Source organism: Bacillus pretiosus, from assembly GCF_052947655.1.
Map to the genome: position 1 here is coordinate 2,887,692 of NZ_CM129593.1, position 22,956 is coordinate 2,910,647.

25 protein-coding genes are annotated in these 22,956 nt (G+C 33.6%); 8 read left to right on the plus strand and 17 right to left on the minus strand.

Going from position 1 to position 22,956, the window contains the following annotated elements:
* Window positions 1-96: 96 nt before the first annotated feature.
* The 4 genes from ACU8YW_RS14820 to ACU8YW_RS14835 form a co-directional block, all read right to left on the minus strand.
* Window positions 97-552: an RtcB family protein gene (locus ACU8YW_RS14820; protein ID WP_262720269.1), complete on the minus strand. Its 456-nt coding sequence runs from the start codon at window positions 550-552 to the stop codon at window positions 97-99.
* Window positions 553-832: 280 nt separating this feature from the next.
* On the minus strand, window positions 833-1,864 hold the full coding sequence (gene desA, locus ACU8YW_RS14825) for a Delta(5) desaturase DesA (protein WP_142291766.1): 1,032 nt from the start codon (window positions 1,862-1,864) through the stop codon (window positions 833-835).
* A 380-nt stretch (window positions 1,865-2,244) separates the two neighbouring features.
* A complete protein-coding gene (locus tag ACU8YW_RS14830) occupies window positions 2,245-4,629 on the minus strand; it encodes an immune inhibitor A domain-containing protein (protein WP_426934341.1) in 2,385 nt (794 codons plus the stop codon).
* Between the two features lie 258 nt (window positions 4,630-4,887).
* A complete protein-coding gene (locus ACU8YW_RS14835) occupies window positions 4,888-6,549 on the minus strand; it encodes an alkaline phosphatase (protein WP_262720374.1) in 1,662 nt (553 codons plus the stop codon).
* A 322-nt stretch (window positions 6,550-6,871) separates the two neighbouring features.
* Here ACU8YW_RS14835 and ACU8YW_RS14840 point away from each other — a divergent pair, with 322 nt between their 5' ends.
* Both ACU8YW_RS14840 and ACU8YW_RS14845 read left to right on the plus strand, forming a co-directional pair.
* Entirely contained in the window at window positions 6,872-7,354 is a 483-nt protein-coding gene (locus ACU8YW_RS14840) for a DUF2975 domain-containing protein (RefSeq protein WP_088063810.1), read from the plus strand.
* A gap of 10 nt (window positions 7,355-7,364) precedes the next feature.
* Complete coding sequence (locus ACU8YW_RS14845; RefSeq protein ID WP_000974615.1) at window positions 7,365-7,580, plus strand: helix-turn-helix domain-containing protein; 216 nt, start codon at window positions 7,365-7,367, stop codon at window positions 7,578-7,580.
* Window positions 7,581-7,620: 40 nt separating this feature from the next.
* Here the strand turns inward: ACU8YW_RS14845 and ACU8YW_RS14850 are convergent, their stop codons facing one another.
* The 9 genes from ACU8YW_RS14850 to ACU8YW_RS14890 all read right to left on the minus strand — a co-directional run bounded on the left by ACU8YW_RS14850 (window position 7,621) and on the right by ACU8YW_RS14890 (window position 13,547).
* A complete protein-coding gene (locus ACU8YW_RS14850) occupies window positions 7,621-7,932 on the minus strand; it encodes a hypothetical protein (RefSeq protein ID WP_262720375.1) in 312 nt (103 codons plus the stop codon).
* 115 nt (window positions 7,933-8,047) lie between these two features.
* Window positions 8,048-8,434: a DUF3887 domain-containing protein gene (locus ACU8YW_RS14855; protein ID WP_088063812.1), complete on the minus strand. Its 387-nt coding sequence runs from the start codon at window positions 8,432-8,434 to the stop codon at window positions 8,048-8,050.
* A gap of 2 nt (window positions 8,435-8,436) precedes the next feature.
* Window positions 8,437-9,114, minus strand: coding sequence for a YhfC family glutamic-type intramembrane protease (locus ACU8YW_RS14860; protein ID WP_088063813.1), 678 nt, complete (start codon window positions 9,112-9,114; stop codon window positions 8,437-8,439).
* An 89-nt stretch (window positions 9,115-9,203) separates the two neighbouring features.
* Window positions 9,204-10,520 carry a GHKL domain-containing protein gene (locus ACU8YW_RS14865; protein WP_088063814.1) on the minus strand — a complete coding sequence of 439 codons (1,317 nt, stop codon included), beginning with the start codon at window positions 10,518-10,520 and terminating at the stop codon, window positions 9,204-9,206.
* Window positions 10,520-11,254, minus strand: a complete 735-nt coding sequence (locus ACU8YW_RS14870; protein WP_262720377.1) for a LytR/AlgR family response regulator transcription factor — start codon at window positions 11,252-11,254, stop codon at window positions 10,520-10,522. The genes ACU8YW_RS14865 and ACU8YW_RS14870 overlap by 1 nt, the downstream gene beginning before the upstream one ends.
* 168 nt (window positions 11,255-11,422) lie before the next feature.
* Window positions 11,423-12,001 (minus strand): HAD-IA family hydrolase, encoded by a 579-nt coding sequence (locus ACU8YW_RS14875; protein ID WP_088609177.1) that lies wholly within the window; start codon window positions 11,999-12,001, stop codon window positions 11,423-11,425.
* 27 nt (window positions 12,002-12,028) lie between these two features.
* Window positions 12,029-12,607: a kinase gene (locus ACU8YW_RS14880; RefSeq protein WP_060487198.1), complete on the minus strand. Its 579-nt coding sequence runs from the start codon at window positions 12,605-12,607 to the stop codon at window positions 12,029-12,031.
* Entirely contained in the window at window positions 12,607-13,149 is a 543-nt protein-coding gene (locus tag ACU8YW_RS14885) for a GNAT family N-acetyltransferase (protein WP_088063816.1), read from the minus strand. The genes ACU8YW_RS14880 and ACU8YW_RS14885 overlap by 1 nt, the downstream gene beginning before the upstream one ends.
* 14 nt (window positions 13,150-13,163) lie before the next feature.
* On the minus strand, window positions 13,164-13,547 hold the full coding sequence (locus tag ACU8YW_RS14890) for a VOC family protein (protein ID WP_001049855.1): 384 nt from the start codon (window positions 13,545-13,547) through the stop codon (window positions 13,164-13,166).
* Window positions 13,548-13,830: 283 nt separating this feature from the next.
* Here ACU8YW_RS14890 and ACU8YW_RS14895 point away from each other — a divergent pair, with 283 nt between their 5' ends.
* Window positions 13,831-14,076 carry a hypothetical protein gene (locus tag ACU8YW_RS14895; protein WP_000433606.1) on the plus strand — a complete coding sequence of 82 codons (246 nt, stop codon included), beginning with the start codon at window positions 13,831-13,833 and terminating at the stop codon, window positions 14,074-14,076.
* A 54-nt stretch (window positions 14,077-14,130) separates the two neighbouring features.
* Here the strand turns inward: ACU8YW_RS14895 and ACU8YW_RS14900 are convergent, their stop codons facing one another.
* Genes ACU8YW_RS14900 through ACU8YW_RS14910 form a run of 3 tightly spaced genes read right to left on the minus strand, consistent with a single transcriptional unit; the run spans window position 14,131 to window position 15,743 of the window.
* Window positions 14,131-14,859, minus strand: coding sequence for a CPBP family intramembrane glutamic endopeptidase (locus tag ACU8YW_RS14900; protein WP_426934342.1), 729 nt, complete (start codon window positions 14,857-14,859; stop codon window positions 14,131-14,133).
* A 22-nt stretch (window positions 14,860-14,881) separates the two neighbouring features.
* On the minus strand, window positions 14,882-15,418 hold the full coding sequence (locus ACU8YW_RS14905; protein ID WP_262720379.1) for a DUF2812 domain-containing protein: 537 nt from the start codon (window positions 15,416-15,418) through the stop codon (window positions 14,882-14,884).
* A gap of 7 nt (window positions 15,419-15,425) precedes the next feature.
* Complete coding sequence (locus ACU8YW_RS14910; RefSeq protein WP_426934343.1) at window positions 15,426-15,743, minus strand: PadR family transcriptional regulator; 318 nt, start codon at window positions 15,741-15,743, stop codon at window positions 15,426-15,428.
* Between the two features lie 204 nt (window positions 15,744-15,947).
* Between ACU8YW_RS14910 and ACU8YW_RS14915 the strand changes: the two genes are divergently transcribed.
* Genes ACU8YW_RS14915 through ACU8YW_RS14925 form a run of 3 tightly spaced genes read left to right on the plus strand, consistent with a single transcriptional unit; the run spans window position 15,948 to window position 19,121 of the window.
* The gene (locus ACU8YW_RS14915; protein ID WP_446893967.1) at window positions 15,948-16,877 is read left to right on the plus strand and encodes an AAA family ATPase; all 930 of its coding nucleotides are present in this window, start codon (window positions 15,948-15,950) and stop codon (window positions 16,875-16,877) included.
* A complete protein-coding gene (locus ACU8YW_RS14920) occupies window positions 16,874-18,037 on the plus strand; it encodes a DUF58 domain-containing protein (protein ID WP_262720381.1) in 1,164 nt (387 codons plus the stop codon). The genes ACU8YW_RS14915 and ACU8YW_RS14920 overlap by 4 nt, the downstream gene beginning before the upstream one ends.
* The gene (locus ACU8YW_RS14925; RefSeq protein WP_262720382.1) at window positions 18,012-19,121 is read left to right on the plus strand and encodes a DUF4018 domain-containing protein; all 1,110 of its coding nucleotides are present in this window, start codon (window positions 18,012-18,014) and stop codon (window positions 19,119-19,121) included. The genes ACU8YW_RS14920 and ACU8YW_RS14925 overlap by 26 nt, the downstream gene beginning before the upstream one ends.
* 58 nt (window positions 19,122-19,179) lie before the next feature.
* Here the strand turns inward: ACU8YW_RS14925 and ACU8YW_RS14930 are convergent, their stop codons facing one another.
* On the minus strand, window positions 19,180-20,637 hold the full coding sequence (locus ACU8YW_RS14930; RefSeq protein ID WP_088063937.1) for an MFS transporter: 1,458 nt from the start codon (window positions 20,635-20,637) through the stop codon (window positions 19,180-19,182).
* 403 nt (window positions 20,638-21,040) lie between these two features.
* Here ACU8YW_RS14930 and ACU8YW_RS14935 point away from each other — a divergent pair, with 403 nt between their 5' ends.
* Window positions 21,041-21,301 (plus strand): hypothetical protein, encoded by a 261-nt coding sequence (locus tag ACU8YW_RS14935; protein WP_000889750.1) that lies wholly within the window; start codon window positions 21,041-21,043, stop codon window positions 21,299-21,301.
* 87 nt (window positions 21,302-21,388) lie between these two features.
* A complete protein-coding gene (locus tag ACU8YW_RS14940; protein WP_088063823.1) occupies window positions 21,389-22,876 on the plus strand; it encodes a glycosyltransferase in 1,488 nt (495 codons plus the stop codon).
* Window positions 22,877-22,956: the final 80 nt, after the last annotated feature.

Consider the following 22,956-nt stretch of genomic DNA (forward strand, 5'->3'; position numbering starts at 1 on the left):
TCCCATCGCAATAAAATGGAACTACTTCCCTTGATTAGATTGTTTTCGAACAAAAGATACGAAAAATAGTTTTTTCTGGCTGCTTATTTATCCCTTCTAATTCGCTTTAAAATTATATAATGGCTTAATAATGTGCTTTATATCTATTGTTTCTTTTGTATTTTCTATAATTTCATCCATTGGCTTGTATACCATTGGTGCCTCATCAATTGTGCTCTCTACTACCGATGTAGTCCAAACCTCTTTCATCGTATTTTGGAAGTCCTCTAGACTCAATAATTCTTTAGCCTTCTTAAGACTCATGATACGTCCTGCCCCATGCGGACCAGAAAAGTTCCAGTCTGGATTACCTTTACCAAATATTTTATCTTGTATTGTCATTGTTGTCCCAATCGTGCAACCTGCTCCTGCATGTGTATCTGGCATAATACGAATTTGACTATCCTTTACGAATTCTTGGTTACAAAGATCAATAATCTGCCCAGTTGCAGTCTCATCAACGTTATTCGTAAATACTTTTGCTTCATTGTATTTTCCTTGTAATTTCAACATCTTTCATGTCCCCTTCCTTTTGAAAGAATTATTTTATTACGTTGTATGTGTTCTTATAATTACTATCATCCACCTTCTGCTTTCCAATATATATGTACTATATCTTTCACTATAAAAAAATTATAATGATTCATTTTGTTTACATAATATAATTACTATCTCTTTATATTTATACCTACACATAAGCATTACTCCTCCTAAATATCGATCATATAATAATTAAATAAAAACTCCCCTTAAATCGAAAATGATTAAGGAGAGTTTTTTATTTACGATGAAATTATAGTTCAGATTTCACTCGAACAGAAACATTGTTTTTAATTATTTTTTTGAATTCTTTAAAGGTAACAAAATTGTTACTTTTCTCATCCCAAAGACGAAAACGGAGTGATCGTAAGCTTGTAGCAAGTGTAATCGTTGGTACATTTTTTAACGGAAGCGTATTATTGTGTGCCTCTTCTAGTTTATAGTTAGGTACTCTTGGACTTAAATGGTGAACATGATGGAATCCAATATTACCAGTTAGAAATTGCAAGATTTTTGGAAGTTTATAAAATGAACTTCCTTCCACTGCCGCTTTCACATATTCCCAATCTTTATCCTCTTCAAAATAAGAATCTTCGAATGTGTGCTGTACGTAAAACAGCCAAATTCCTACTGAACCCGCTATTAAGAATATCGTACCATGCACTAACAGAAACGATTGCCACCCAATTGCCCAGCAAAGTATAGCTATTAAAGCAACGATTATAATATTCGTCAAATACGTATTCATACGTTCTTTCTGTCTAGCACCTTTTCGGTTAAATCTATTTTTAAATAAGAAAACATAAATCGGACCTAATCCAAACATAACGAATGGATTGCGATATAAGCGATATGCTAAACGAAGTCTAAATGGCGCAGCTAAATATTCATCCACTGTAAGCGTCCAAATATCTCCTGTACCTCTCTTATCCAAATTACCACTTGTAGCGTGATGAATAGAATGCTCATGTCCCCATTGATCAAACGGGAATAAAGTTAACACACCCATACATGTCCCTACGATTCTATTTGCAGGTCGACTTTTAAAGAATGAATAATGGGTACAATCATGAAAAATAATGAAAATCCGTGTCATAAAACCCGCGGCTAACAGAGATGGAACTACCGATAACCAATAAGAAACGGACAAACTTTTATAAGCAAGGTACCATAAAATAATGAATGGCACGATTGTGTTAATAAGTTGCCACACACTTTTTTTAATCGTTGATTTTTCATAAGGAGCAACTTGTTTTTTTAAATTTTTAGTATTTTCTAATGTCATTGGTCTAATTCCTTTCCTTTATGTTGCTAATTCACATTATAGCATACTATTAGTATCAGGTGTTAAAAGTAGCTGTAATAAATATTATATAATATAAAAATTTCTTTTTTCTTACTCATTACTTACAAATTACTTACGGTCAAAAAAGCTTATATAATCGGACAGATGGAGCATTTTATTTGTTAAAGAAACTTCTATTCCCTCCCCAATAAATATATATAAACAGAAAGCTTTTTCACTTCTATGTATCTTTTTTCTTCTTATAAATAGCAAAGAGATTTTTTCATTTGTATTTATATAATAATCTCTTTTTCACAAGAAGAAAAGAGCTGCCATAAGTCAGGTTTCACCGACTTATGGCAGCTCCTTTTCATTTTATTTTAGCGATGGATCCAAACTGCACCTGCAGACTTGTCTTCAGCTTGACCTACTACTTCAAACTTCAATCCAAGTTTCGGCAACTTACGTCCGGCATCTGGAATAACACTGTTGATGTATTGCTTAGAATCATCAAATTTCGCAACGCCTGGCAATCCTTTATAATCAAAGATACCGCGAGTTGGCGAATTTACTTTCCATGCTGGCGTTTGATCAAATGAGAATGCCGCATCGGCAATTTGATAACGCGTACTGCTCTTCACAGTTGGTTGTCCATTTAATGTTCCTACGATTGCCTCTGGATGAGAATCTACTACCCCAAGGAATCCTTCGCCTGGATGAACGCCTACCCAGTTATCTGTAAAGCTTTGATCCGCATACCATACAACCATTCCTGTATTAAATACTGGACCACGTGCATGTTGTAGCGCCGTGTCAGACCCAGCGTAATTTCGCCACTCAATATAGTAGTTATGTTTTTTCTGTTCAAATCCGTTAGACACAGTAAATCCTTTTAGCGTCATTGCTGGCTGGCCTTCTGCATCATCAGAGAAAACCACTTTTCCATCTACAGTTAATGCTGCATTGTCTAATGCAAATCCTTTATAAGCTACTGCAATATCTGTTACATACTCAAATTGCAGTTTTAATTTCTTTCCTTTAAATTGGCTTAAATCGTATGATTTATCAACCCACTTACCATCTGTTGTATCTACCACGCCTTTTACATCTTTTTCGCCCATTCTATCAATACGTGTCTTCGTTCCATCTTCTGCAATCGCATTTACGTCAAGGAAATCATACTTCGCTTCCAATTCATAAAATGCCTTATAATCAAATTTAGCATCCGTTGCAGTCGTTAAGTCAAATACTGGTGTCTCAAGTGTTGTATGAATGTCATTTCCTTTTGTGCTGTAATAAAACTTCTTACCAAATGCTGATTCGATATTTTTTATATCTTTGTCTGGCAAGTTAACACGAACGATTCCTGGTCGTTTTGATTTTGTAACACTTTGATCTAAATATGTTGCAGTACCAATTCCCGTGCGAAGTTTATCATAATCTACTTCGACGATATTCGCCCAGTTCCCCTTCATATTCTTTTGGAAAAACTCTTTATTTTGCGGTGAGAAACTTGTTGGCTCTGTTCCCGCAATTTTTCCAGCCCAGCTACCGCCGCTCATAAGGGACCATGATTCAACAGGTTCACCTTGTCCAGAATACTTTGTATCATATTCATCTGGTAAGCCTAAATCATGACCATACTCATGCGCAAACACACCAACTGCACCGTCTTCAGGCTCGATTGTATAATCATATGCAGCCATCTTTCCGCCCCAGTTTGATACAGTAGATTTTGTACCATCAATCGCATATGGCTTTGATCCTAGTTTTGAACGATGGGACCAAATCGCATCATCTTTCAATTTACCACCGCCAGCTTCTTGACCTACGCCCGCATGTACAACCATTAGGTGGTCAATAATTCCATCTGGCTCGTTTTTATTTCCATCACCATCTTGATCGTATTGATCAAATTGATCATAATCAGCTAAATTAATGCCTTTTGCTACAGCTGCTTTTAATGCTTCTTTCACAAAATCGCGTGGCCCTAAAGGACCTTTATTATCATGACCAGTTCCCGCATCCGCACCATAATCTGAAGCTTTTCCTGGAACAGTAAGCCATTCGGTTACAGTGCCATCAACTGTGTAGCTTCCGCCAGATTGCTCTTCATAATATTGTTTAAAAGTGTTAATCTTCGATCCATCAAATAACGTAAATTGCTCATCACCAAATAACATTTTTTGATAATGTTCACGATTAAAGTCCTTAGAATACATGTAACCCGGTTCTTGATCAATATTATTATGCTTAAAATCGCTAAATTCTACGAGTAAAACAAGCACTTTATCTTTTCGAACAGCTCCATTGTACTCTTCTTGCTTCGCTGGTGTAGTAGGTACTTTTCCATTTAGTTTTCTAGAATTCAATCCTGCATCTTGTCCAGCCACTGGTCCTACTTCAGGTTGCTGCGCCTGTTCATTTTCCTTCATTTTTGTATCTTTTACTTTTTTCATAAAATCAGAAGCTTCTTGCGTAAGACTATCTCCTGTCAAGATTTCTTTCCCAGGGTTTTCCCCTTTCTTTTTCTCAACATAATTTTCGACAGCCTTTGATATCTCAGCTTGTGATGCAGATTGATCAATTACTCCCCTTTGTTTCAGCGCTTCTGCCAAACGCTCATCTGGTATTAAATGCTCATCAATTGGTAGAGATGGTGGCGTATCAGCATACGCTGCATGACTTCCAAAAGCAAACGTACTACTTAACACTGCCGCTGTTGCTAAAACTGATAATGGTTTTAACTTCTTATTCTTTTTCAATGCTTTTCCTCCCCAGTGTCTGCAAATTATCGTTTTTTTTGCCGATAGGAACATAATATTCGTTATAATACGAATATTCAATTTTTTTAAAAGGCTAAAATGTTGAGAAATATTTTTTAGGGTGAAAAACATATGATAAATAAATTTACAAGAAGTCCATTTTAGAATTTGTGATTCTCTTTACTCTTGTTTTCGAATGAAATTTCATCTACACAAAAAAGCCAATTCCTAAGTACTAGCTAAGGAATTGGCTTTTTTTTAATGAGAATATTTTATGAATAAATGGATTGCTTCTTCTGGTATATAGAACTTGCCATTGCTTTCTACAACGACACTACCTAATTCATATTCTTTATTCTTAATACGAATTATATTTTTATTTACAAATAATTGAGCTTTTACATTATTACGTTTTACTATGAGCACCGGGTTTTCTGCATCAGTATTATCTATTGCTACTGTTGCACCTTTTCGTTTAAAGGCTAATTCACTCTCTACAAATAATTTGTTTGTTACTTCTTCTAAGTTAAAGTCCATTGCTTTCGCCATCGTCTTCGCAATGTCTATGTTTTGGATCAAACCTTTTGGCTTTTGAGGACCGTAAGAATATAAAAACACATCCTCACCTGTATGGCCTCCTGTTGTGAAGCCTATGTTCGCATGATTGGCCAATAATGTAGTAAGTATTGGACCTACATCCGATTTCTTTTTTGCTGCTTTTACTCTTTCTTTTTCATCATAAGTTAAATTGTCCAAACCGTATAATTTAGCTACATCTTCTACATTTGATAAATCAGATTTTAGTTTATTTGTAGCACCTTCAAGTGTCATTTTCGATTTTTTTAATGGACCAATGTATGCAGAGACCGGCGTAATATTATAGCCTTTTGTCGTATTCGCATTCCCAATAGAAATACCGCTGTTACCATGATCAGTTACAGCTATTAACATCGTATTACCATCTTTTTTTGCAAATTCCAATGCTTCTGCAACTGCGTTATCAAATGCTAATACATCACTAATCATCCCTATTGGATCGTTCACATGAGCTGCCCAGTCTGGCTTACTTCCCTCTACAAATAAAAAGAAACCATCTTTATCTTTTGATAGTGTTTGAATTGCTTTTTCCGTCATTTGAGAAAGTGTTGGTTGCTCCGGATTTGTTGCTTCGCGATCCATATCAAACGCAAGAGCATTATGTGAGAAAGAGCCCCAAATTTTCTTAGATTTAGAGTTCAATAATGCATCTTTCGTTTCAACAAAGTCGTATCCTTTGTTTTGAATCACCTTTACTAAATCTTCACCATCTTTTCTTTTTATAGGTAGCAGTGCCTCTTTTCCCCCACCTAATACGACATCTATATTTTGATACACTTGCTGCTCCGCAATTACGTCAAAACGCTTACGGTTAATATGGTGAGCAGAAAATCCAGCGGGAGTAGCATGCTGAATTTCAGCTGTAGCAACTATTCCAGTTGCGCGACCAGTGCGTTTGGCACCTTCTAAAACATTGGCAACTGGACGTAACTTGTCCTCTTCTTTGATTGATTTTAAGCCAGGTGAACTTACAATAGAAGGTAATATACCTACATATCCTGAATTCGATTTATTCCCCGTCGCTAAAGCTGTAGCTGCTGGGGCTGAGTCTGTTATAGCTGATTCCGCCGAATAGGTACGAACTCCTCCTGTTACAATTTCATCTAGTGCAAGTGGTTTCCCTTTATACAAGCGAGCTAATGTCGTTGCTGAAGAACTCGTTCCGTCCATAACCATTATGATTACATTTTTCGGTTGCCGTTCTACTTGTTTCACCTTAGCTTCCACCGTATGATAATTCATCATGCTTTCCGTACATAACATACTTAGTGTGATTGTTCCTACTAACAGTAACCTTTTCATCAATAAACCCAAATTCGACATTGTTGTTCCTCCGTATGTTTCACATTCATTTATATACAAAAAGATTTCCACAACCTATATATGTTTTATTAGTCCCCAATTTTCATGAAGCTAACAATCATTACCTTCATTTTCTTTTATTAGTAAAGCAACGAACGATACATATCATAGCTTTTTATGTTCAAATAAATAGAGACCACACTTTTTTATAAAAACGTCTTATCATTCTCTTCACTAAAATTTGTTTCTCAATAAAAATCCGATTGAAATAAATAAGAATTTATTGTTAAACGATAAAATTTATGTTAAATTAAAATGATAATTTAAAAATGAGGTGCTTTATATGAACCAAGGATCAACACTCTTTTTAAAGACAGCAATTATCCTTATCGGTATTCCTGTTTTTGCTTTGTGTATATTTTTAATTCCTAATATTGGGAATTATACAGCGGACTTATACCCGGATATTGCATATATAAAATATCTTGTTTTAATCAATCTATATGCAACGGTGATACCTTTTTATTTTGCTCTATATCAAGCCTTTAAACTTGTAAGCTACATTGATAAGGGGAACGCCTTCTCGAAATTATCTGTTAGAGCTTTAAAAAAGATAAAACAATGTGCTATTACAATTAGTGTATTATATGTAGTAGGTATGCCGCTTTTCTATCTTGTAGCAGAGAGAGATGATGCACCAGGTATTATAATAATTGGCATGATCCTTATCTTTTCTTCAATGGTTATCGCAGTCTTTGCTGCCGTTCTCCAAAGACTTTTAAAAGATGCGATAGATATAAAATCAGAAAATGATTTAACGGTCTGAGGTGAATAACATGGCAATAATAATTAATATTGATGTAATGTTAGCAAAAAGAAAAATGAGTGTAACTGAACTTTCAGAGAAGGTTGGAATTACAATGGCTAACCTTTCTATATTAAAAAATGGAAAAGCAAAAGCAATTAGAATTACAACTTTAGATGCTATTTGTAAAGCGTTAGAATGCCAACCAGGGGATATTTTAGAATATCAACCGGAAGATACCGAATAAAAAGAGTCCTTCATACGAGAAGGACTCTTTTTATTACATATTACGGCGCAAAACTAATTTGACCAGTAAACAATAAAATAATTGCGATGATCCAAAATATAAATAATGATAAGGACAGTATTATTGAAATAATAGCAATCCCCTTCTTCTCTGTTTGTTTCGTTATCGTAATGCTAGAAAGTATAATACCTGCAACTGTGAGGGCAACTGTAATATAATCTCCCACTACATTACCCACATTGGCTATCCTTGTCGGTGTAATAAAAACGAACAGAAAACATAAAACACCGATGAGTAAAGATATGTAGCTTATTATACTGTACTTCTTTTTAGGAACTATTTCAGTTTTCATACTAACCCACCCTTTCTCTATAGCTATGTGTTTATATTAGCATGAATACCCATAATTTGGTTAAAACAAAAAAACAGATAAAGTGGACACAACCACTTTATCTGCCATTACATTTCTACCTAATTACTAACCCAGCTATTTCTTCTTTATCGTTATAAGTTACGATAAAGGTACGTTGTTCTTTACTATACTTTGCTACAAGAATAACAGTATATAAACCATCTTTTTCTTCAATCGATTTTTTCTCAATTTTTTCGAATGTACCAGCTTTTTCAATTATAGGCGTAAGTTCTTTCATTTGCTCTTCTGATAAGGCTGATTTCATTTTACTATCAAATTTTTCGTGTACGTCTTTATACTTCGCCTCATTTAGTAATGATACAATTTCTTCCGCCTTTGGAATAAACTTTTTTGACGTACTTTCATCTACTTTATTACCGGTACATGCTGCAAGCGCGAACGCCGCGATAGCACTTATAATAATAAGTAACATTCTTCTCATTTTCATACACCCTTTCTTTTTAAAGTGAAACTATAACTAAAAACGAGTAAAGCACAAATTGCTATTGAAACTTCTGACATAATGATCCCGCTTTTCCCTGGTACATATAGCGATATAATGCCAGCTAATGCATTTGCAGTTCCATGGATGAGAATTGCATAGAAAACATAACGAAATTTCTTTTGGGCGACAGCTTGTAATATAATGAAGGAAAGTCCAATATGCAATACCATCGCGAAGATGCGCTCAATACCGCCCAAATAATAACTGTCACCATTTTGAATGACTGTTTGTGACAATAATAGGGATATTACCGGGATACCAACTATCAACACCGCTTCAATACCACCATGCCCTGCTCCAAATAAAAAACCAGACTGCCAATCTCGTTGCTTCATAAAATAACGCATTGCGATAAAACGAGCTATCTCTTCAAAAATTCCAGCTGATAAACTAAGCAAAAGTACAAATAATACAGGCTGCATTATTGAAAACATTTGAAAATCTGTGCTAGTTCCATTTACATAATTCAGTATTGGTATGCGGATCAATATTTGCGATACAACAAAAGCCAATACACCTAACATATATGGAATATAGCGTTTCTTCCAAACAGCATATAAAAGTGCTACAAGCGGTAAACCAAAGCAAATCATTGTTGTAAAAATAAGTCCATTCATCTCGCTTCACCTCTTACTTGAAGTGTATAAAAACGAGTGAAGAAAGTATGTAGTTCTTTCCTATTCGGTTTCATTTTCATCATAGATGGTCATTTTATCTCTTTTAATATGAATGTTTGCGTGAAATAAGGACTTACATAAGTTGTTTCTAACGTTGCATTATTTGTTTTATTCATGATACGTTTTAATGAGAATAACCCGTATCCTCTAGCCCCCTCTTTACTTGAATGGTTTTTCTCATAAATTTTTTGCAAATCAATCGCTTCACTCTTTGAACTATTACGCACGATAAAATATTGTCGTGAATCCATTTCAAAGAATGCGATTTGCAATATCTTTTCCTCACTATGTACTGCTTCTTCAATTGCATTGTCTACTAAAACTGAAATGATGCGAATAAATGAAATAACCGTCATCGAAACACTTTCAATATTCTCTGGTATATCGAGCATTATTTTTATTTGTTGGTGCTGGGCAGTGCTAACTTTCGCCCTTAATACACTTCTCACTTCAGGGATATGTACGCGAGATAATTTCGCAATATCAAGTTCATGATCATTTATTGTTTTTAACGTAGGAGCTATAACGTCATAGTACACTTGCTCAATTTCTTTCACATTTTTCGTACGTATTCCCTCTTCTAACGATAGTAATACATTCATATAATCGTGACGGAAACTAGCAAGCTCATCATGCATATCCTCTAATTTCTCCACATAATCTAATAACTCTTTATCCAAACGTTTTTCATGCTCTTCTTGTAACTTTGCTCTCGATAAATGTGAACTTATAAGTACTATGATGACTAATAATAAAAATACAATAATCGCTGAAATATAACTTACATCACTGTATTGTTGATTTAATTGTGCTAATAACGCAGAAGATGGCTGAGTTAAGATTAGTTCAATAATAAATCCGGCAATTAATAATATATAAGTTACATAGTATAGCGGACTACCTACTATATATTGAGCAATTTTTTGGATTCTTTTACGGGCTACAAAAATACCGATAAAAGTAAATGTCGATACGGTAAGGTGAATCATGCTTCCTGTCCATAAATATAAATTGAATGGCGTTAACATAAAGATTTTCATTCCTAAATCGAAAAGCAACATTTTTACTAACGTTATAATCACCATGCTCACTAGTGCAAAATATACATTATGCTTAAGTTTTAATTCATTTTGCATTAATCCTAAACTTATTAGAAATAACACAATGGTACTATTCAATTCTGGATATCTCGTTACTGTTACGACAATAGCAAGTAAAATAATGAATACTGCACTTAAAGCTATTAACATTCTAACTGATAATCTATTGTACCGGATTAATTGAATATATAAAAACATATGGCTCATACTAGTAAGCAGTATTGCAAATAAATCATAAATATACATTACATCTCACCCTTTAATATGTTACGTACTTTACTCACTAAGCGCCGTGATACTGGAATGCGTTTCCCGCTTTTTAAAACTATCATTTTTTGCTTCGCATCGTAAGAAGACAGTTGCTTCGTATTCACGATATATGATTGATGACAACGAAATAAACGTTCATCTACTAATTCAATTTCTTTTAAAGTCCCATAAAAATAAACAATTCGATCTAACGTCACTAATGCTAAACGGTGCGGTTCATCGGTCATAACATATTCAACTTCATGAAACGGAACCCGCACAGTTGCATTACTATTTTCAACGATAAAGTCATCGGACGGAATAATATGCTTATTACGCGCTTCATATTTGAGTAAACATTGTTCAAAAACGTTACGCCTCTCCTCGTATGGCAACCCTTTATCAATAAAAGTTAAAGCTGATACCATGTATTGATATGAAATAGGTGCAAATTCAGAATGCGTCGTTACAAACACAATAATTCCTTGCGTATCATACTTTCGTATCTCTTGTGCCACTTGTAACCCTTTACGTTCTTCTCTTTTTATCTCTATATCTAAAAAATAGATTGGGATATACTTCGCCTTAGGAATGTTAGTAATGATGTTTTCACTTTTACTACTCACCTCGATAAAATCAAAAGGCAACATATATTTCTCACAAATCTCTTCAACTAGCCGTTTCATTTGCTGCGCTTGTATGACATCATCTTCTAAAATAAAAATACTCATGGGATCACTCGCTTTATTGAAATCTTTTTATCTATAGATTTATCTATAACTATATAATTCAAATTGTTATACTAATCTCCTTCTATGTACTAGATAGTATTAATTTTTATAAAGCATAGAAAATAACCTCTACTTTCAAGCAAAAAGTAGAGGTTTTATTTAAATTATTTATAAAATAACCTCTCTATCAATCACTACCTTAAAAAATTCCGAGTAATGTGCTAAAGAATAATCCGCTACATCACAGTTCCCTTGAAACATACATGTTGAAATACTTAATTCTTTTGCAGGTAATAAATCTAATTCTCTATCACCAATAGCTAAATCAATATTGTGCTTTTTATGCAAATGATCATAAGATAAAGCGTTCGGTTTTCGGGGGAAACCATCGTCAATTGTAACCATGTCTACGAAGTATTTTTCCCAGCCGTAATGATTCAATATAGATAATACCCCCGCTCTATCTTTGTGAGTCATAATTACATTTTTATCGGCAAACTTTAAAACCTCTTCCACTTTTTCAAATGGTTTTATATCTTCTATCATAATGCGACTCTCTAATACATCAATTTCACTTAATTGTTTTTTTGATATTTCATAATAGTCAATTGCGTGTGAAAATGAAACCTTTAAATTTTTATAGATTTCTTCTTCCCTTATTTCCTCCCCTAATACTTGAGAAAGAATTTTTGTATAAACTGGATACGTATCAAATAACGTCCCATCAAAATCCCATAAAATATTCATTCTGTTCACCTTTCTATTTTCTAATCATTATATAACTAAGTTCGCTCCCTTCTGTGGTGTTTCACTTTCTAAATAATAATCCTCTGCTTTCCAATACCTATTTTCAAACTTTGAAAGGTTTTTCTGCGTTTCTTCACTCTCACGTAGAAACCGTGTCTCTCTTGGACAATCTAAATACACCATATAATGAAAGAAATCTCTCCATTCTTTTCTCTGTAGAAAAACACCTTCTATTACAATTACGCCTACTATGGGGATCTGTACTTTTTTCATCTCACTTGAGTCTGTCTCATTATTATAGAACGGTAATTTCAGTTTTGTGTCATTTTGTAACTTCTGAAAAAACTTCTGCCGAAGCCATTCAATATCCCATTGTAAATAATAATACTCATACCATTCTTCATAGCCAGTATGATACCGTTTATTACGTTCTACTATATGATCATCAATATGAAAAATATGGAACGGAATACTTTCTTGTTTCATATTTTCTTTTAAGTTTGTTACAAATGTTGTTTTACCCGATCGACTTAGTCCATCAATACCTAAAATGAACCTATTTTCTTTATGCTTCTTCATAACATTTATAAGCTCATTTGTACGCATTACTTCTTCCACTCTTCTTTTAATAACGAGTATAAAATTGTATCATGAGCAACTCCATTTTGAATCATATGTTTTCGAAGTAATCCTTCTTCTTGAAACCCTGCTTTACTTAATAATTTTTGAGAAGCTTTATTTTCTACATATACAACAGCTGCAATTCTTATAAGTTGTAACGTTTCAAACCCGTAAGTTAAAATCGCCTGTAACGCTTCCGTTGCATACCCTTGTCCCCAATATGTATCATCTAGTTCATAACCAATTTCAGCTCGCTTATGATGCTTGTTTATTAAATGAAATCCGCACGTTCCGATTAATTGGCCCGTACCCTTTTTCTCAATTCCCCAGCGAAATACAGTTCCTTCTTCATAACGATTTTTAAACGTTTGAATAGTCGTTTTCGCTTGCTCAATATTTTCGAAAGAATCCATTCCAAAATAACGTATAACAGATTCTTTTGAAAAATAACGGAACATCATTTCTGCATCTAACAGTGTTAGTTCTCTTAATTGTAAACGTTCTGTTTCTAGTTTCGGAAACCCCATCTCTTTTTCTCCTTCTATTCTAATGAACTGCAAATTTCAATATAATTCCCATCTGGATCGGCAATGTATGCAATTGTTTGTCCCCACGGTTTCACAATTGGTTCAACTAAGATTTTAATACCTTGCTCTCTAAATTGTTCGATTGTTTCTTGTACATGATCAACAACGAATCCCAATTCAAAATGAGAAGATTGTAACTCACCTTCTGTAAGTGGTAGTCCTGTTAATTCTTTCACATCTTGCCTTGTGTTCATCGCTAAAATTGTAGAACCAGTATTAAATTCAATATATGTACCATGCTCTGCTTTTATAGGTAACTGTAAAATATCTTTATAAAATCTTAAACATTCTTCAAACTTTTCTACATATAAAATGATGTACTTCATTTTTAAATTCATTTTACATCCTCCTTTATATCCATCCCTAAAATTTCGACAAATGTCTCATAAAAACCTTGTTCCTTATAGCAACGAGCACAAAAAAATGAGGCCGATTTCTCGGCCCCCCAGCTTATTGGCATAAAACAGGAGATTTGGTTTGGACATAACCAGTTCGTACCTTTATTATATTTTATTTTTTCTGAATTTTGAATACTTTAAATACCCATTTATATTGAGAAAGTTTTTTTGCTTGCATAAAATCATATCAAGTAAGAAATGCTACAAATGGAGGTGTATACATATGGAACCAATGCTATGTCCAAGCTGTAAAACGAACCGTACTCGCTTTAATATTCTTGAGCAACAAGTAAAACCAGTCAAGTTAAATCCACAAACTGGTCAAGTAGAAGAGGAATACACAAATGAAAATATGAATGCTTTTCATATGGCCTATCAAGGACCTACTTACCGCGTCCAATGTGCTGTATGTGGGCTTGTTGAAAATCCAGAACAATTTATTAAACCTGCACAAAATCAGTCTTTCTAATAAAAAAGTTGCTTGTGTTTCAAGCAACTTTTTTATTCTCATTCTACATTTACTTTAGACTCTCTGTAATATTACTTTTCCTTTCAATATAAATAAGCGGATTAGTACAAGTAAATCTATTAACATATGTATAATTATAGATGGATAAATTGATCCAGTTGCAACATATACTCTTCCTAACATAAAACCTAAAATCGTTGTCCCTACTATACCTTTCCACCCTTGATAAAAATGCGCTAAACCAAAAATGATTGACGAGATAACTAGTACCCCTATTATCGATAGCGCTGGGAAAAGCTGTGATAAGTAATTCATCATGAAAGAACGAAATAATAGCTCTTCTGTTACACCTGCTGTAATGCAAATAAAAATCCATAGTATTGTTTCTCGGTAATTATTAGGGAGCATTTCTGAAACATCACTCATTTGTTTCTCTGTATACTTTTGAAAAATTTCACTTTTCTTTAACATAATCAACGGCACTATAAACCCAATGCATACACCTATCCACAATGATATATTCATATTTTTAAAATACTTACTTACCATATGATTAGCAGATGGTAGTTTAAGTCCATACTCCTCAAATGGGATATTGATTGAGTATGATGTTATTAACATAATGATGGCTAACGCCCACAGTAAACTCATTGTTCTTATATAAAAGGAAACTCTTGCATTTTTATTTGTTTGTATATCTTCTTTCAACTTATTGTACAGCCGCTTGCCAAGAACCCCTTCACCTAAGGTCAAATATATAAATAACATAGTCAAAATAATCATGTTAATCCCCCTTTCTATATTTTTAAAGGATTTCTTTTTTTAATTTTTTTATCTTCCAAAATAACCTTACAAATATATACACATACATACAACCTAAAAATCCAATTATACCTTTTATCAAAAGTGGAATCCTAACTTCCGAAGAACTTAGGAAACTAGGAGTCATGCATAGCATTGCAAATGAAAAAACAAATACAAGAAATGTAAATAAGTCTTTAAACTTTGCAATTTTCGTCTCTTTTTCCGAATATATATCTGGCAACTCGTTATCATCACCTACTTCTTTGCAAAAGTAGTGCCATTTGGTGAAACTAGTTACATGTTTCCAACCACACATTTCATATAATTCAATATATTCTTTTTGTTTTTCCTTTGAATCTCTATAATCCATTCTAAAATCGGCTTTATAGATTATATCTTTCGGCTCAGTTTTCTTAAACGTATACATCATATTATAATTTTGTAGCGCCCATCCTTTTTGATGCATTTTCCGTAAAAAAGCTTCTTCTTTTTCTAAACTCCATGCCGCGAAAAATTTCAATACCTTCTTTGTCTTCATCTTCTATTCACTCCCCTAATATACTAATTCCATTCCTTACAGATCTCTGCAACCTGTTGTACTCTAGTTCCAACACTTCTCTCCCAAAGGACGTCAACTCATAACACTTCTTTCTATCTGTAGAGGCAACTTCAACTATTAACTTCTCTTTTAGTAACTTCGTCGTATTCCCGTATAAAGTACCAGGACCGAGTTTTACTTCTCCATTTGTCATCTCTTCTACCATTTGCATAATTCCGTACCCGTGCATTGGCTTTACTAGTGACAACAATATGTAATATGTCGCTTCAGTTAATGGAATATATTTTTGCGCTTTCGCATTCATTATAACTACCTCCGATACATCGTTACTTGATATATCGACTTACGATATATCAGGTAACGATATTGTATAACTACATTCTAAAATATGCAAGTATAATTTAATAATTATATATTTATTTCTTTGAATTTAAAAATAGTATCAATTTTCTGAATAAATTGTTAAAATATAGAAATATCCGTTTATATTTTGAAAGGAATGATACATATGATAAATAAATTGAAAGAAAACATAGGATCGGTTTTTGTAGGTAAAGGAAATGTTATTGATCTATTACTCGTTTCATTGCTTGCTGATGGACATGTACTGCTTGAGGATGTGCCTGGTACGGGGAAAACGTTACTTGCGAAAACACTTTCTAAAAGTATTGGTGGTAATTTTTCTCGTGTCCAATTTACACCGGATGTACTTCCGAGTGATGTAACAGGTATTGAATATTTCAATCGGAAAACGAGTGAATTCGAATTAAGACTTGGGCCCGTTATGACTAATATTTTGCTTGCGGATGAAATTAACCGCGCTATGCCTAGAACACAGTCTAGTTTATTAGAATCGATGGAAGAACGACAAGTAACGCTTGAAAAGCAATCTACTCCTCTTCCGAAACCGTTCTTTGTTATTGCGACGCAAAATCCAATTGAATCACAAGGAACGTTTCCTCTACCAGATGCACAGCTTGATCGTTTTTTAATGACAATTTCAATTGGTTATCCGGATCCTGAAGATGAGTTAAAAATGATGCGTCGTTTCCGTAGCGATGTACCACTAGAAAGTGTCACATCTGTTATTTCTTTAGATGATATTTTAGAAGCACAGAAACGAGTAAAAGAAATTTTCGTATCAGAACCGTTAGAACATTACATTATTAAACTTGCTCACGCTACAAGAAATCATGATTACATCGCTAATGGTGTAAGCCCGCGTGCCACATTAGCTTTAGTACGCGCAGTTCAAGCACTAGCCTTTTTACGCGACAGAGAATATTGCACTCCTGAAGATATACAATTTTTAGTTCCTTCTGTTTGGAATCATCGTATCGTCTTATCAATGGAAGGGGCATTACGCACGACAAAAAATGGAATTATACAAAGGATTCTAAAAGAAGTTGACGTACCAGTGGAGATTGAACAAACATGAATGGACAGCGTGTTGTAACTGTACCTTTATTTTTCCAACTCCATATTATTCAACTAACTGTCCCAGGCGCTATACTATTTACATTTTTCATGCCACAACGAATCATTATGTTTCTCTTTTTCTTCTATTATTTATTTGCGATTTTCATTTATAAATATGTCGCTTACATAGAGAAAACATTTGAAGTCGTAAATGAGAAACAAACTAATCGGCTTTTTCCTAATGAATCTGGGCAGTTTTTTATTCATTTAAAAAATGGAGCAAATATACCGCTCGTTAACGGTGTTTGTTATTTTCATTTAAATCCGTCACTACTACCACAAAAAGATCAAGGAATTGAACAAATATCAAAAACACTATTCTCTTTCCCGTTTTCACAACCTGCTCATTCGGCGCAAAAGTGGGATTTAACATTAACCGCAACGAAACGTGGTGTGTTTCAAATTGAACAGTTCGAATGTGTCTTGAAAGATCCTTTTCATCTTTTAACTGTACATTTGCCCATTTCTGATAAATTGAGGACTGAAATTATTGTGTACCCTTCTCCTAAAGAAGTAGCAGGCTTACAAGAACTACAGCAACTTTTAACCGGATCTTATCGAACGAATTTTTCTTTTTACAATGATGAAACATCTATTATCGGTGTTAAACGATATGAACGTGAGTCTTTCCGTTCTATTCATTGGAAAGCATCTGCTAAAATGCAAGAATTACAGGCGAAGCAATATGAACCTGTAAAAAATTATAGTTGGACGATTTGTCTTTCATTAGCTGCTGATCGCGGGTTTGGTTGGAAAGATAATATAGAAGACCTTATTTCATTTGCAACATACATTTGTCAATACGCAACGAAGCATCAAATACCGTTTGAACTATTTATTAGTGTATTAGCTGAAGGTGGTCCTCTGCACTTACCATTAAACGAAGGGCAAACACATTACGGAATATCTTTAGAGGAATTAGCGCGTATTTCAGATGATAGTACGTTACTTCCGAAACAAGGATTTCTTCATTATGTAACGAGAAAAAGAGAACGATCGTCTACAATGATATACATTGGTTTACAGAGAAATGAACTCCCTCTTCTCTCTCAGCCTACGTTTCTCATTAATAACGAAGGGATGGTGGAAAAGCTTGAAAACTTGGCTTTATCACGTTAATGACTTTATTCTGCTGCTCCTCCTTTCGTTATTAACGGAAAGAGATGAACTCATCGGCATTGTTATATTTTTAGCAACAGGCTATATTGGAGTATTTCTTATCCATAAACTAATGAAGAAAAAAACAACAGGTTTTGTCATACTGTTAATGACTCAAATAATTGGTTGTTCTATCTTTCTCCCTTTCTCTCTGTTTGGCACAATTATGTTACCGCTTTTCTTCTTTATCGTACATGTAGTTGGACCCGGATATCCAGTTCAAAAGTCATTAGGTGGTATTGTATGGTTTAGTATTTCAGCCATATTTTATGCGCCCTTTCCACCTTTGTGGAAACTATTACTTTTAGTTTTACACATTATGATTACATTTTGGTTAACCGGGATAAACCGTAATCAACAATTATTACGTTTCGCTTCTCTTATTACGATTGGAATAATTAGTGCTTTCCTTATTCCTATTTTCCCATACATTCGGCTTCTTTTTTCTTATGTCGTACAAGTAGTTGCTTTAGGATTTGGATACGCCATTAATCCGTTATTTTCGGCAGCTGAATCAAAAGAAACTGACGATTTTTGGTCGAATAAAGGGAATTTAAAAGATCCTCAAATTAAAGATGAATTTGGACATCGTGCTTTTGATCCAACACTTATAAATAGCATTACAATAATAGTCTGTACAACCATTGCTATTTACGTCGTTTGGAAAATAATAAAAAAACGAAAACAATTCAGTTTACCAAATATGCCTGCCTTCGAATCTACTATCAATACTGATAAAGAAGGTATGAGCCAAAAACGTTTGAAACAAAACAAACCGCCACATAACGAAATTCGAAAAGAAATTTTCAAACTTGAAAGTAAGTTAACTCCTCCTTTAAATAGAAAACGAGGAGAAACTGTTGAAGCATGGTTAGGACGAATAAATAGTGAAGAAGATGTAAATATTGAGAGTCATATTGTTATAGATGCTTATAATACAGTGCGTTATTCAAATGAGGAAAACACCGTACTGTTACATGAATTTAAGGAAGAGATTCAAAAACTCTATGCATATCAGAAGCGTTTGAAGAAAAGAAAGAAATAACACAACAAAAAGACTCCTATTTTTTCATAGGAGTCTTTTTATACTTCCACGTTACTTGTTAAATTGAAGCATTCTTCCCTGCTTCAATTTCTAACGACTCTTCATGCCACCAAAGTGTTTCTTCAGGGTCTTCTTTAGCGATTTGGTGTGCTTCTTTTTTCGTTTCTACTGTAGGATATGAGCCTTTTAGCGCACGTCCTGAAGTTGTAACGAATAATACACTAAATGCGACTAATCCAATAATACTTACACCTGCTAAATAAAATGCTGGTGCAAGCGGGTTACCAGTAGCATGAACTAAGTATGAACATACGAGCGGTGTTGTTCCACCGAATATTGATACAGAAATATTAAATGAGATCGAAAGTGCTCGATAACGTACATCAGTGAAAAATAGTGATGGTAATAATGAAGGTAGCGTTCCTTCATATACACTTAGGAAGAATCCTAAAATGAAAATACCTGCAAATATAGCAGCAATATGTCCGTTACCTATTAATATAAATGCTGGAATTGCAAATACAGTTAAACCAAGTAAACCAATTTGCACGACGCGTTTATTACCAATTTTATCACTTAATTTACCGAAATATAATGCCAGTGGAATCATAAGTGCCATCGTAATTGAAATAATTAATAAGCCAGTTGTTTCTTTGACTTTAAGTACTTGAGTTAGATAAGAAGGAATATACGAAAGAATCATATAATTCGTAATATTAAAGAAGGCGACAATTACTGTGCTTAATAAGAAGTCTTTTTTGTGATATTTTAATATATCCATAAATGAAAATTGTTCGTTGTCTTCAGATTCCTCTTGTGCTTTTTCCATCTCTTCAAAGATGGGAGATTCATCTAAATGACGGCGTAAATATAAACCGACCAAACCAATTGGTGCAGCTATTAAGAAAGGAATACGCCAGCCCCAGCTGAGCATTTGCTCATCTGTTAACAATAACGTCAAAATGGTAACAATTACCGATGCAGCAATGTAACCTGAGAGTGTTCCAATTTCAAGACCACTACCGAGTATACCACGCTTTTTATCTGGAGAAGATTCTGCGATATAAACCATTGCTCCTGAATATTCGCCGCCTGTAGAGAAGCCTTGAATCATTCGCGCAACTAAAAGTAGTATTGGTGCCCATACACCAATTTGTTCATAGGTTGGTAGTAATGCGATGAATAATGTAGAAAGTGCCATTAAAATAATAGTAGTACTTAACACGATTTTTCGGCCGTACTTATCTCCTATTCTACCAAAGAATACACCTCCGATTGGTCGAACGAGAAAGGCTGCTGCAAATGTACCGAATGTAAGTACAAGTTGCAATCCACTATTATCAACACCTGAGAAGAATAATTGACTTAAGATAACCGCTAAATACGCGTATAATCCGAAGTCAAACCACTCCATTGCATTCCCTATACCAGTAGCAACTACTGCTTTCCTGGCTTGTTTAGGATTGACAATATTAACGTCTTGAGGTTCAAAATTTAAATCATTATTTTGTTGCATATAATAAATCAGCTCCTTTTTTAATTTAACTTCTTTAAGCACACCTTCTCTTATTGAATAAAATTAATTCGAAGCACTTAAGGAAAATCAACGTCTCCTTGTCTGTCATTATTATTTCACATAATTAATTATTTGTCCAATTAAATGCTCTTTTTGTATAAATTTACACCCTATTGAACTTTTTATAAAATGAAGTTTAGGCTATATAATATATACCTTTACACTACAAATGAACCTTTCATTTATTTATATTTATAACGTTTCTATAATTGTTTCCTATAACTTAGAAACCAGTAACTTTTACTAAAGATTTGCATATATTTAAAAAGTGAACTCATTAGCTCGAATTCTGTTTTATTACATTCAACTATAATATTATTATAGTTTTAAAGGAGGCTATTTTATGTTGGAAATAATACTTTCACTTACTACTGTTTCTTTTCTCTTAATTATTTCTGGATTTTTCATTACCTTAAAACAATATAAAGAAATTAAAAATATAAAGACTATATTAACTACAAAAAAAGAAAATGAGAAAACTCCATCCGAAAACTCCATCCCTCTGCAATTAGACCTTAGCGTTCTCAATAATTTACTCGCTTCTGGAATAAATAAAGGTTCTAATACAAGTAAAGAAAATTGTGAGTCTGATAAAACTAAATGATTGTTATGCTTATAACAAGAAGAAAATATATCTCCTCTTTTATCTAATCTTATTAACAACTACCTCTGATTAAAAAGGAGACTGCTTATGTGTAAAAATTCAATTTCTATTATTATCCCCATACAACATAAAATAAAAAATTTACCTAAAATTTTGAAAGCATGTGAACAACTACAACCTTTTGAAATTATCCTTACTATTATCAGTAGTGTCGATGATTCTATTGATATTGCGCGATCTTACAATTGTGAAATTATTACACTAAAAGAGCCGATAGAATCTACTAATTGTTATGTAATTGGTGCAAAAAAAGCAAAGGGAGAGTACCTCTTATTTTTAGATGAAAATTACATTATTCACTCCCCCTCACTTATACAATTTCTTCAACCATTACTAAAACAATCGGCTGACGTCGTATTAAATAATTTAGATAATTTTTTCTATCAAAAACAACAGCCAAATATAGCAATGATTTGGCAGCAAGTTACGAATCATTTTTTTCATCGCCCAGATTTAAATGTTAACTCCTTATTATTTCCTCCCTATGCAATGACAAAAGAAGTACTTGAGGTAATTACTTCAGATAGTTTATCAAATCCAATATTGGCACAAATGAAAATTATTGAACATAAATTTCGGATTTGCGATCAATTAAACATTTCTATCCCTCAAGTTCCCTTTTTTCCTTCAACTCAACTCATTCATTATCATCTTGCAGCCATTGCAAATTGGATCAATCTAGTGCGAGATCAAAGGGGAAATTATACCGATAATAATCGAAAGCGGGATATTATTTTAGGGCTTCACAACGGGGAACAAAAATCCACTCCAAAAATAATTACAGGTAAAGAGTTTTATTCGAATACTTATGGAGATAAACAATTATCAGTTATCATCCCTGTTCAAAATGAAGAAAAAACGATAGAATCTGTCATTTTTGAGGTGCAGAAATTAAAACCTTTTGAAATTATCGTTATTGTTAATGGATCAACAGATAAAACAGAGGAATTGGCGAAGGATTGCGATGCAACAGTTATTAGTTACGAAGAAGCACTTGGAAATGATACGGGACGTGCTGTTGGTGCCTATTTTGCCAAAGGTGACATATTATTATTTATAGATGGAGATTTCTTAATTTCTAGTTGTGATTTATTACCATTTGTACAATCTATTCAAAATGGCACGGACTTAGCTTTAAATAAACTAGATTACTACTATATGTATCGTCTCCCCTATTCTATCGTCACCGCATGTAAATATGCTATTAACTTAGCATGTAATCGAAAAGATTTAGGTATGGGATCCACAATTGCTGTCCCTCATGCTTTTAGTCGAAAATGCATTCATACAATTGGGTTTAATTCACTTCTTTCACCAACCTTAAGTCAAGTTAAAACAATTTTAGCAGGCTTTCATGTGCAAAATGTCCATTCTGTCGACGTCGATAAAATGAATCGTGTTCGACCTGAAAAACACTTCTCTGAGCAAGGTTGCCTTTCATTAGCAACACAACAAATCATTGGTGATCATATAGAAGCAATTTCTTACCTGATCGAACAAAAAGAGTACTTTTAATTATACATCCTGCCTACTAAATAATATATTATCTCATTTTTAATATATGACAGAATAAAAAAGATGGTTTGTAACCATCT

Excerpts from the sequence above, each read along its gene's own strand:
- ACU8YW_RS14820 (WP_262720269.1), bottom strand. The coding sequence starts at position 552 with ATGTTGAAATTACAAGGAAAATACAATGAAGCAAAAGTATTTACGAAT.
- desA (WP_142291766.1), bottom strand. The coding sequence starts at position 1,864 with ATGACATTAGAAAATACTAAAAATTTAAAAAAACAAGTTGCTCCTTAT.
- ACU8YW_RS14835 (WP_262720374.1), bottom strand. The coding sequence starts at position 6,549 with ATGTCGAATTTGGGTTTATTGATGAAAAGGTTACTGTTAGTAGGAACA.
- ACU8YW_RS14840 (WP_088063810.1), top strand. The coding sequence starts at position 6,872 with ATGAACCAAGGATCAACACTCTTTTTAAAGACAGCAATTATCCTTATC.
- ACU8YW_RS14845 (WP_000974615.1), top strand. The coding sequence starts at position 7,365 with ATGGCAATAATAATTAATATTGATGTAATGTTAGCAAAAAGAAAAATG.
- ACU8YW_RS14850 (WP_262720375.1), bottom strand. The coding sequence starts at position 7,932 with ATGAAAACTGAAATAGTTCCTAAAAAGAAGTACAGTATAATAAGCTAC.
- ACU8YW_RS14855 (WP_088063812.1), bottom strand. The coding sequence starts at position 8,434 with ATGAGAAGAATGTTACTTATTATTATAAGTGCTATCGCGGCGTTCGCG.
- ACU8YW_RS14860 (WP_088063813.1), bottom strand. The coding sequence starts at position 9,114 with ATGAATGGACTTATTTTTACAACAATGATTTGCTTTGGTTTACCGCTT.
- ACU8YW_RS14865 (WP_088063814.1), bottom strand. The coding sequence starts at position 10,520 with ATGTATATTTATGATTTATTTGCAATACTGCTTACTAGTATGAGCCAT.
- ACU8YW_RS14870 (WP_262720377.1), bottom strand. The coding sequence starts at position 11,254 with ATGAGTATTTTTATTTTAGAAGATGATGTCATACAAGCGCAGCAAATG.
- ACU8YW_RS14875 (WP_088609177.1), bottom strand. The coding sequence starts at position 12,001 with ATGAATATTTTATGGGATTTTGATGGGACGTTATTTGATACGTATCCA.
- ACU8YW_RS14880 (WP_060487198.1), bottom strand. The coding sequence starts at position 12,607 with ATGCGTACAAATGAGCTTATAAATGTTATGAAGAAGCATAAAGAAAAT.
- ACU8YW_RS14885 (WP_088063816.1), bottom strand. The coding sequence starts at position 13,149 with ATGGGGTTTCCGAAACTAGAAACAGAACGTTTACAATTAAGAGAACTA.
- ACU8YW_RS14890 (WP_001049855.1), bottom strand. The coding sequence starts at position 13,547 with ATGAATTTAAAAATGAAGTACATCATTTTATATGTAGAAAAGTTTGAA.
- ACU8YW_RS14895 (WP_000433606.1), top strand. The coding sequence starts at position 13,831 with ATGGAACCAATGCTATGTCCAAGCTGTAAAACGAACCGTACTCGCTTT.
- ACU8YW_RS14900 (WP_426934342.1), bottom strand. The coding sequence starts at position 14,859 with ATGATTATTTTGACTATGTTATTTATATATTTGACCTTAGGTGAAGGG.
- ACU8YW_RS14905 (WP_262720379.1), bottom strand. The coding sequence starts at position 15,418 with ATGAAGACAAAGAAGGTATTGAAATTTTTCGCGGCATGGAGTTTAGAA.
- ACU8YW_RS14910 (WP_426934343.1), bottom strand. The coding sequence starts at position 15,743 with ATGAATGCGAAAGCGCAAAAATATATTCCATTAACTGAAGCGACATAT.
- ACU8YW_RS14915 (WP_446893967.1), top strand. The coding sequence starts at position 15,948 with ATGATAAATAAATTGAAAGAAAACATAGGATCGGTTTTTGTAGGTAAA.
- ACU8YW_RS14920 (WP_262720381.1), top strand. The coding sequence starts at position 16,874 with ATGAATGGACAGCGTGTTGTAACTGTACCTTTATTTTTCCAACTCCAT.
- ACU8YW_RS14930 (WP_088063937.1), bottom strand. The coding sequence starts at position 20,637 with ATGCAACAAAATAATGATTTAAATTTTGAACCTCAAGACGTTAATATT.
- ACU8YW_RS14935 (WP_000889750.1), top strand. The coding sequence starts at position 21,041 with ATGTTGGAAATAATACTTTCACTTACTACTGTTTCTTTTCTCTTAATT.
- ACU8YW_RS14940 (WP_088063823.1), top strand. The coding sequence starts at position 21,389 with ATGTGTAAAAATTCAATTTCTATTATTATCCCCATACAACATAAAATA.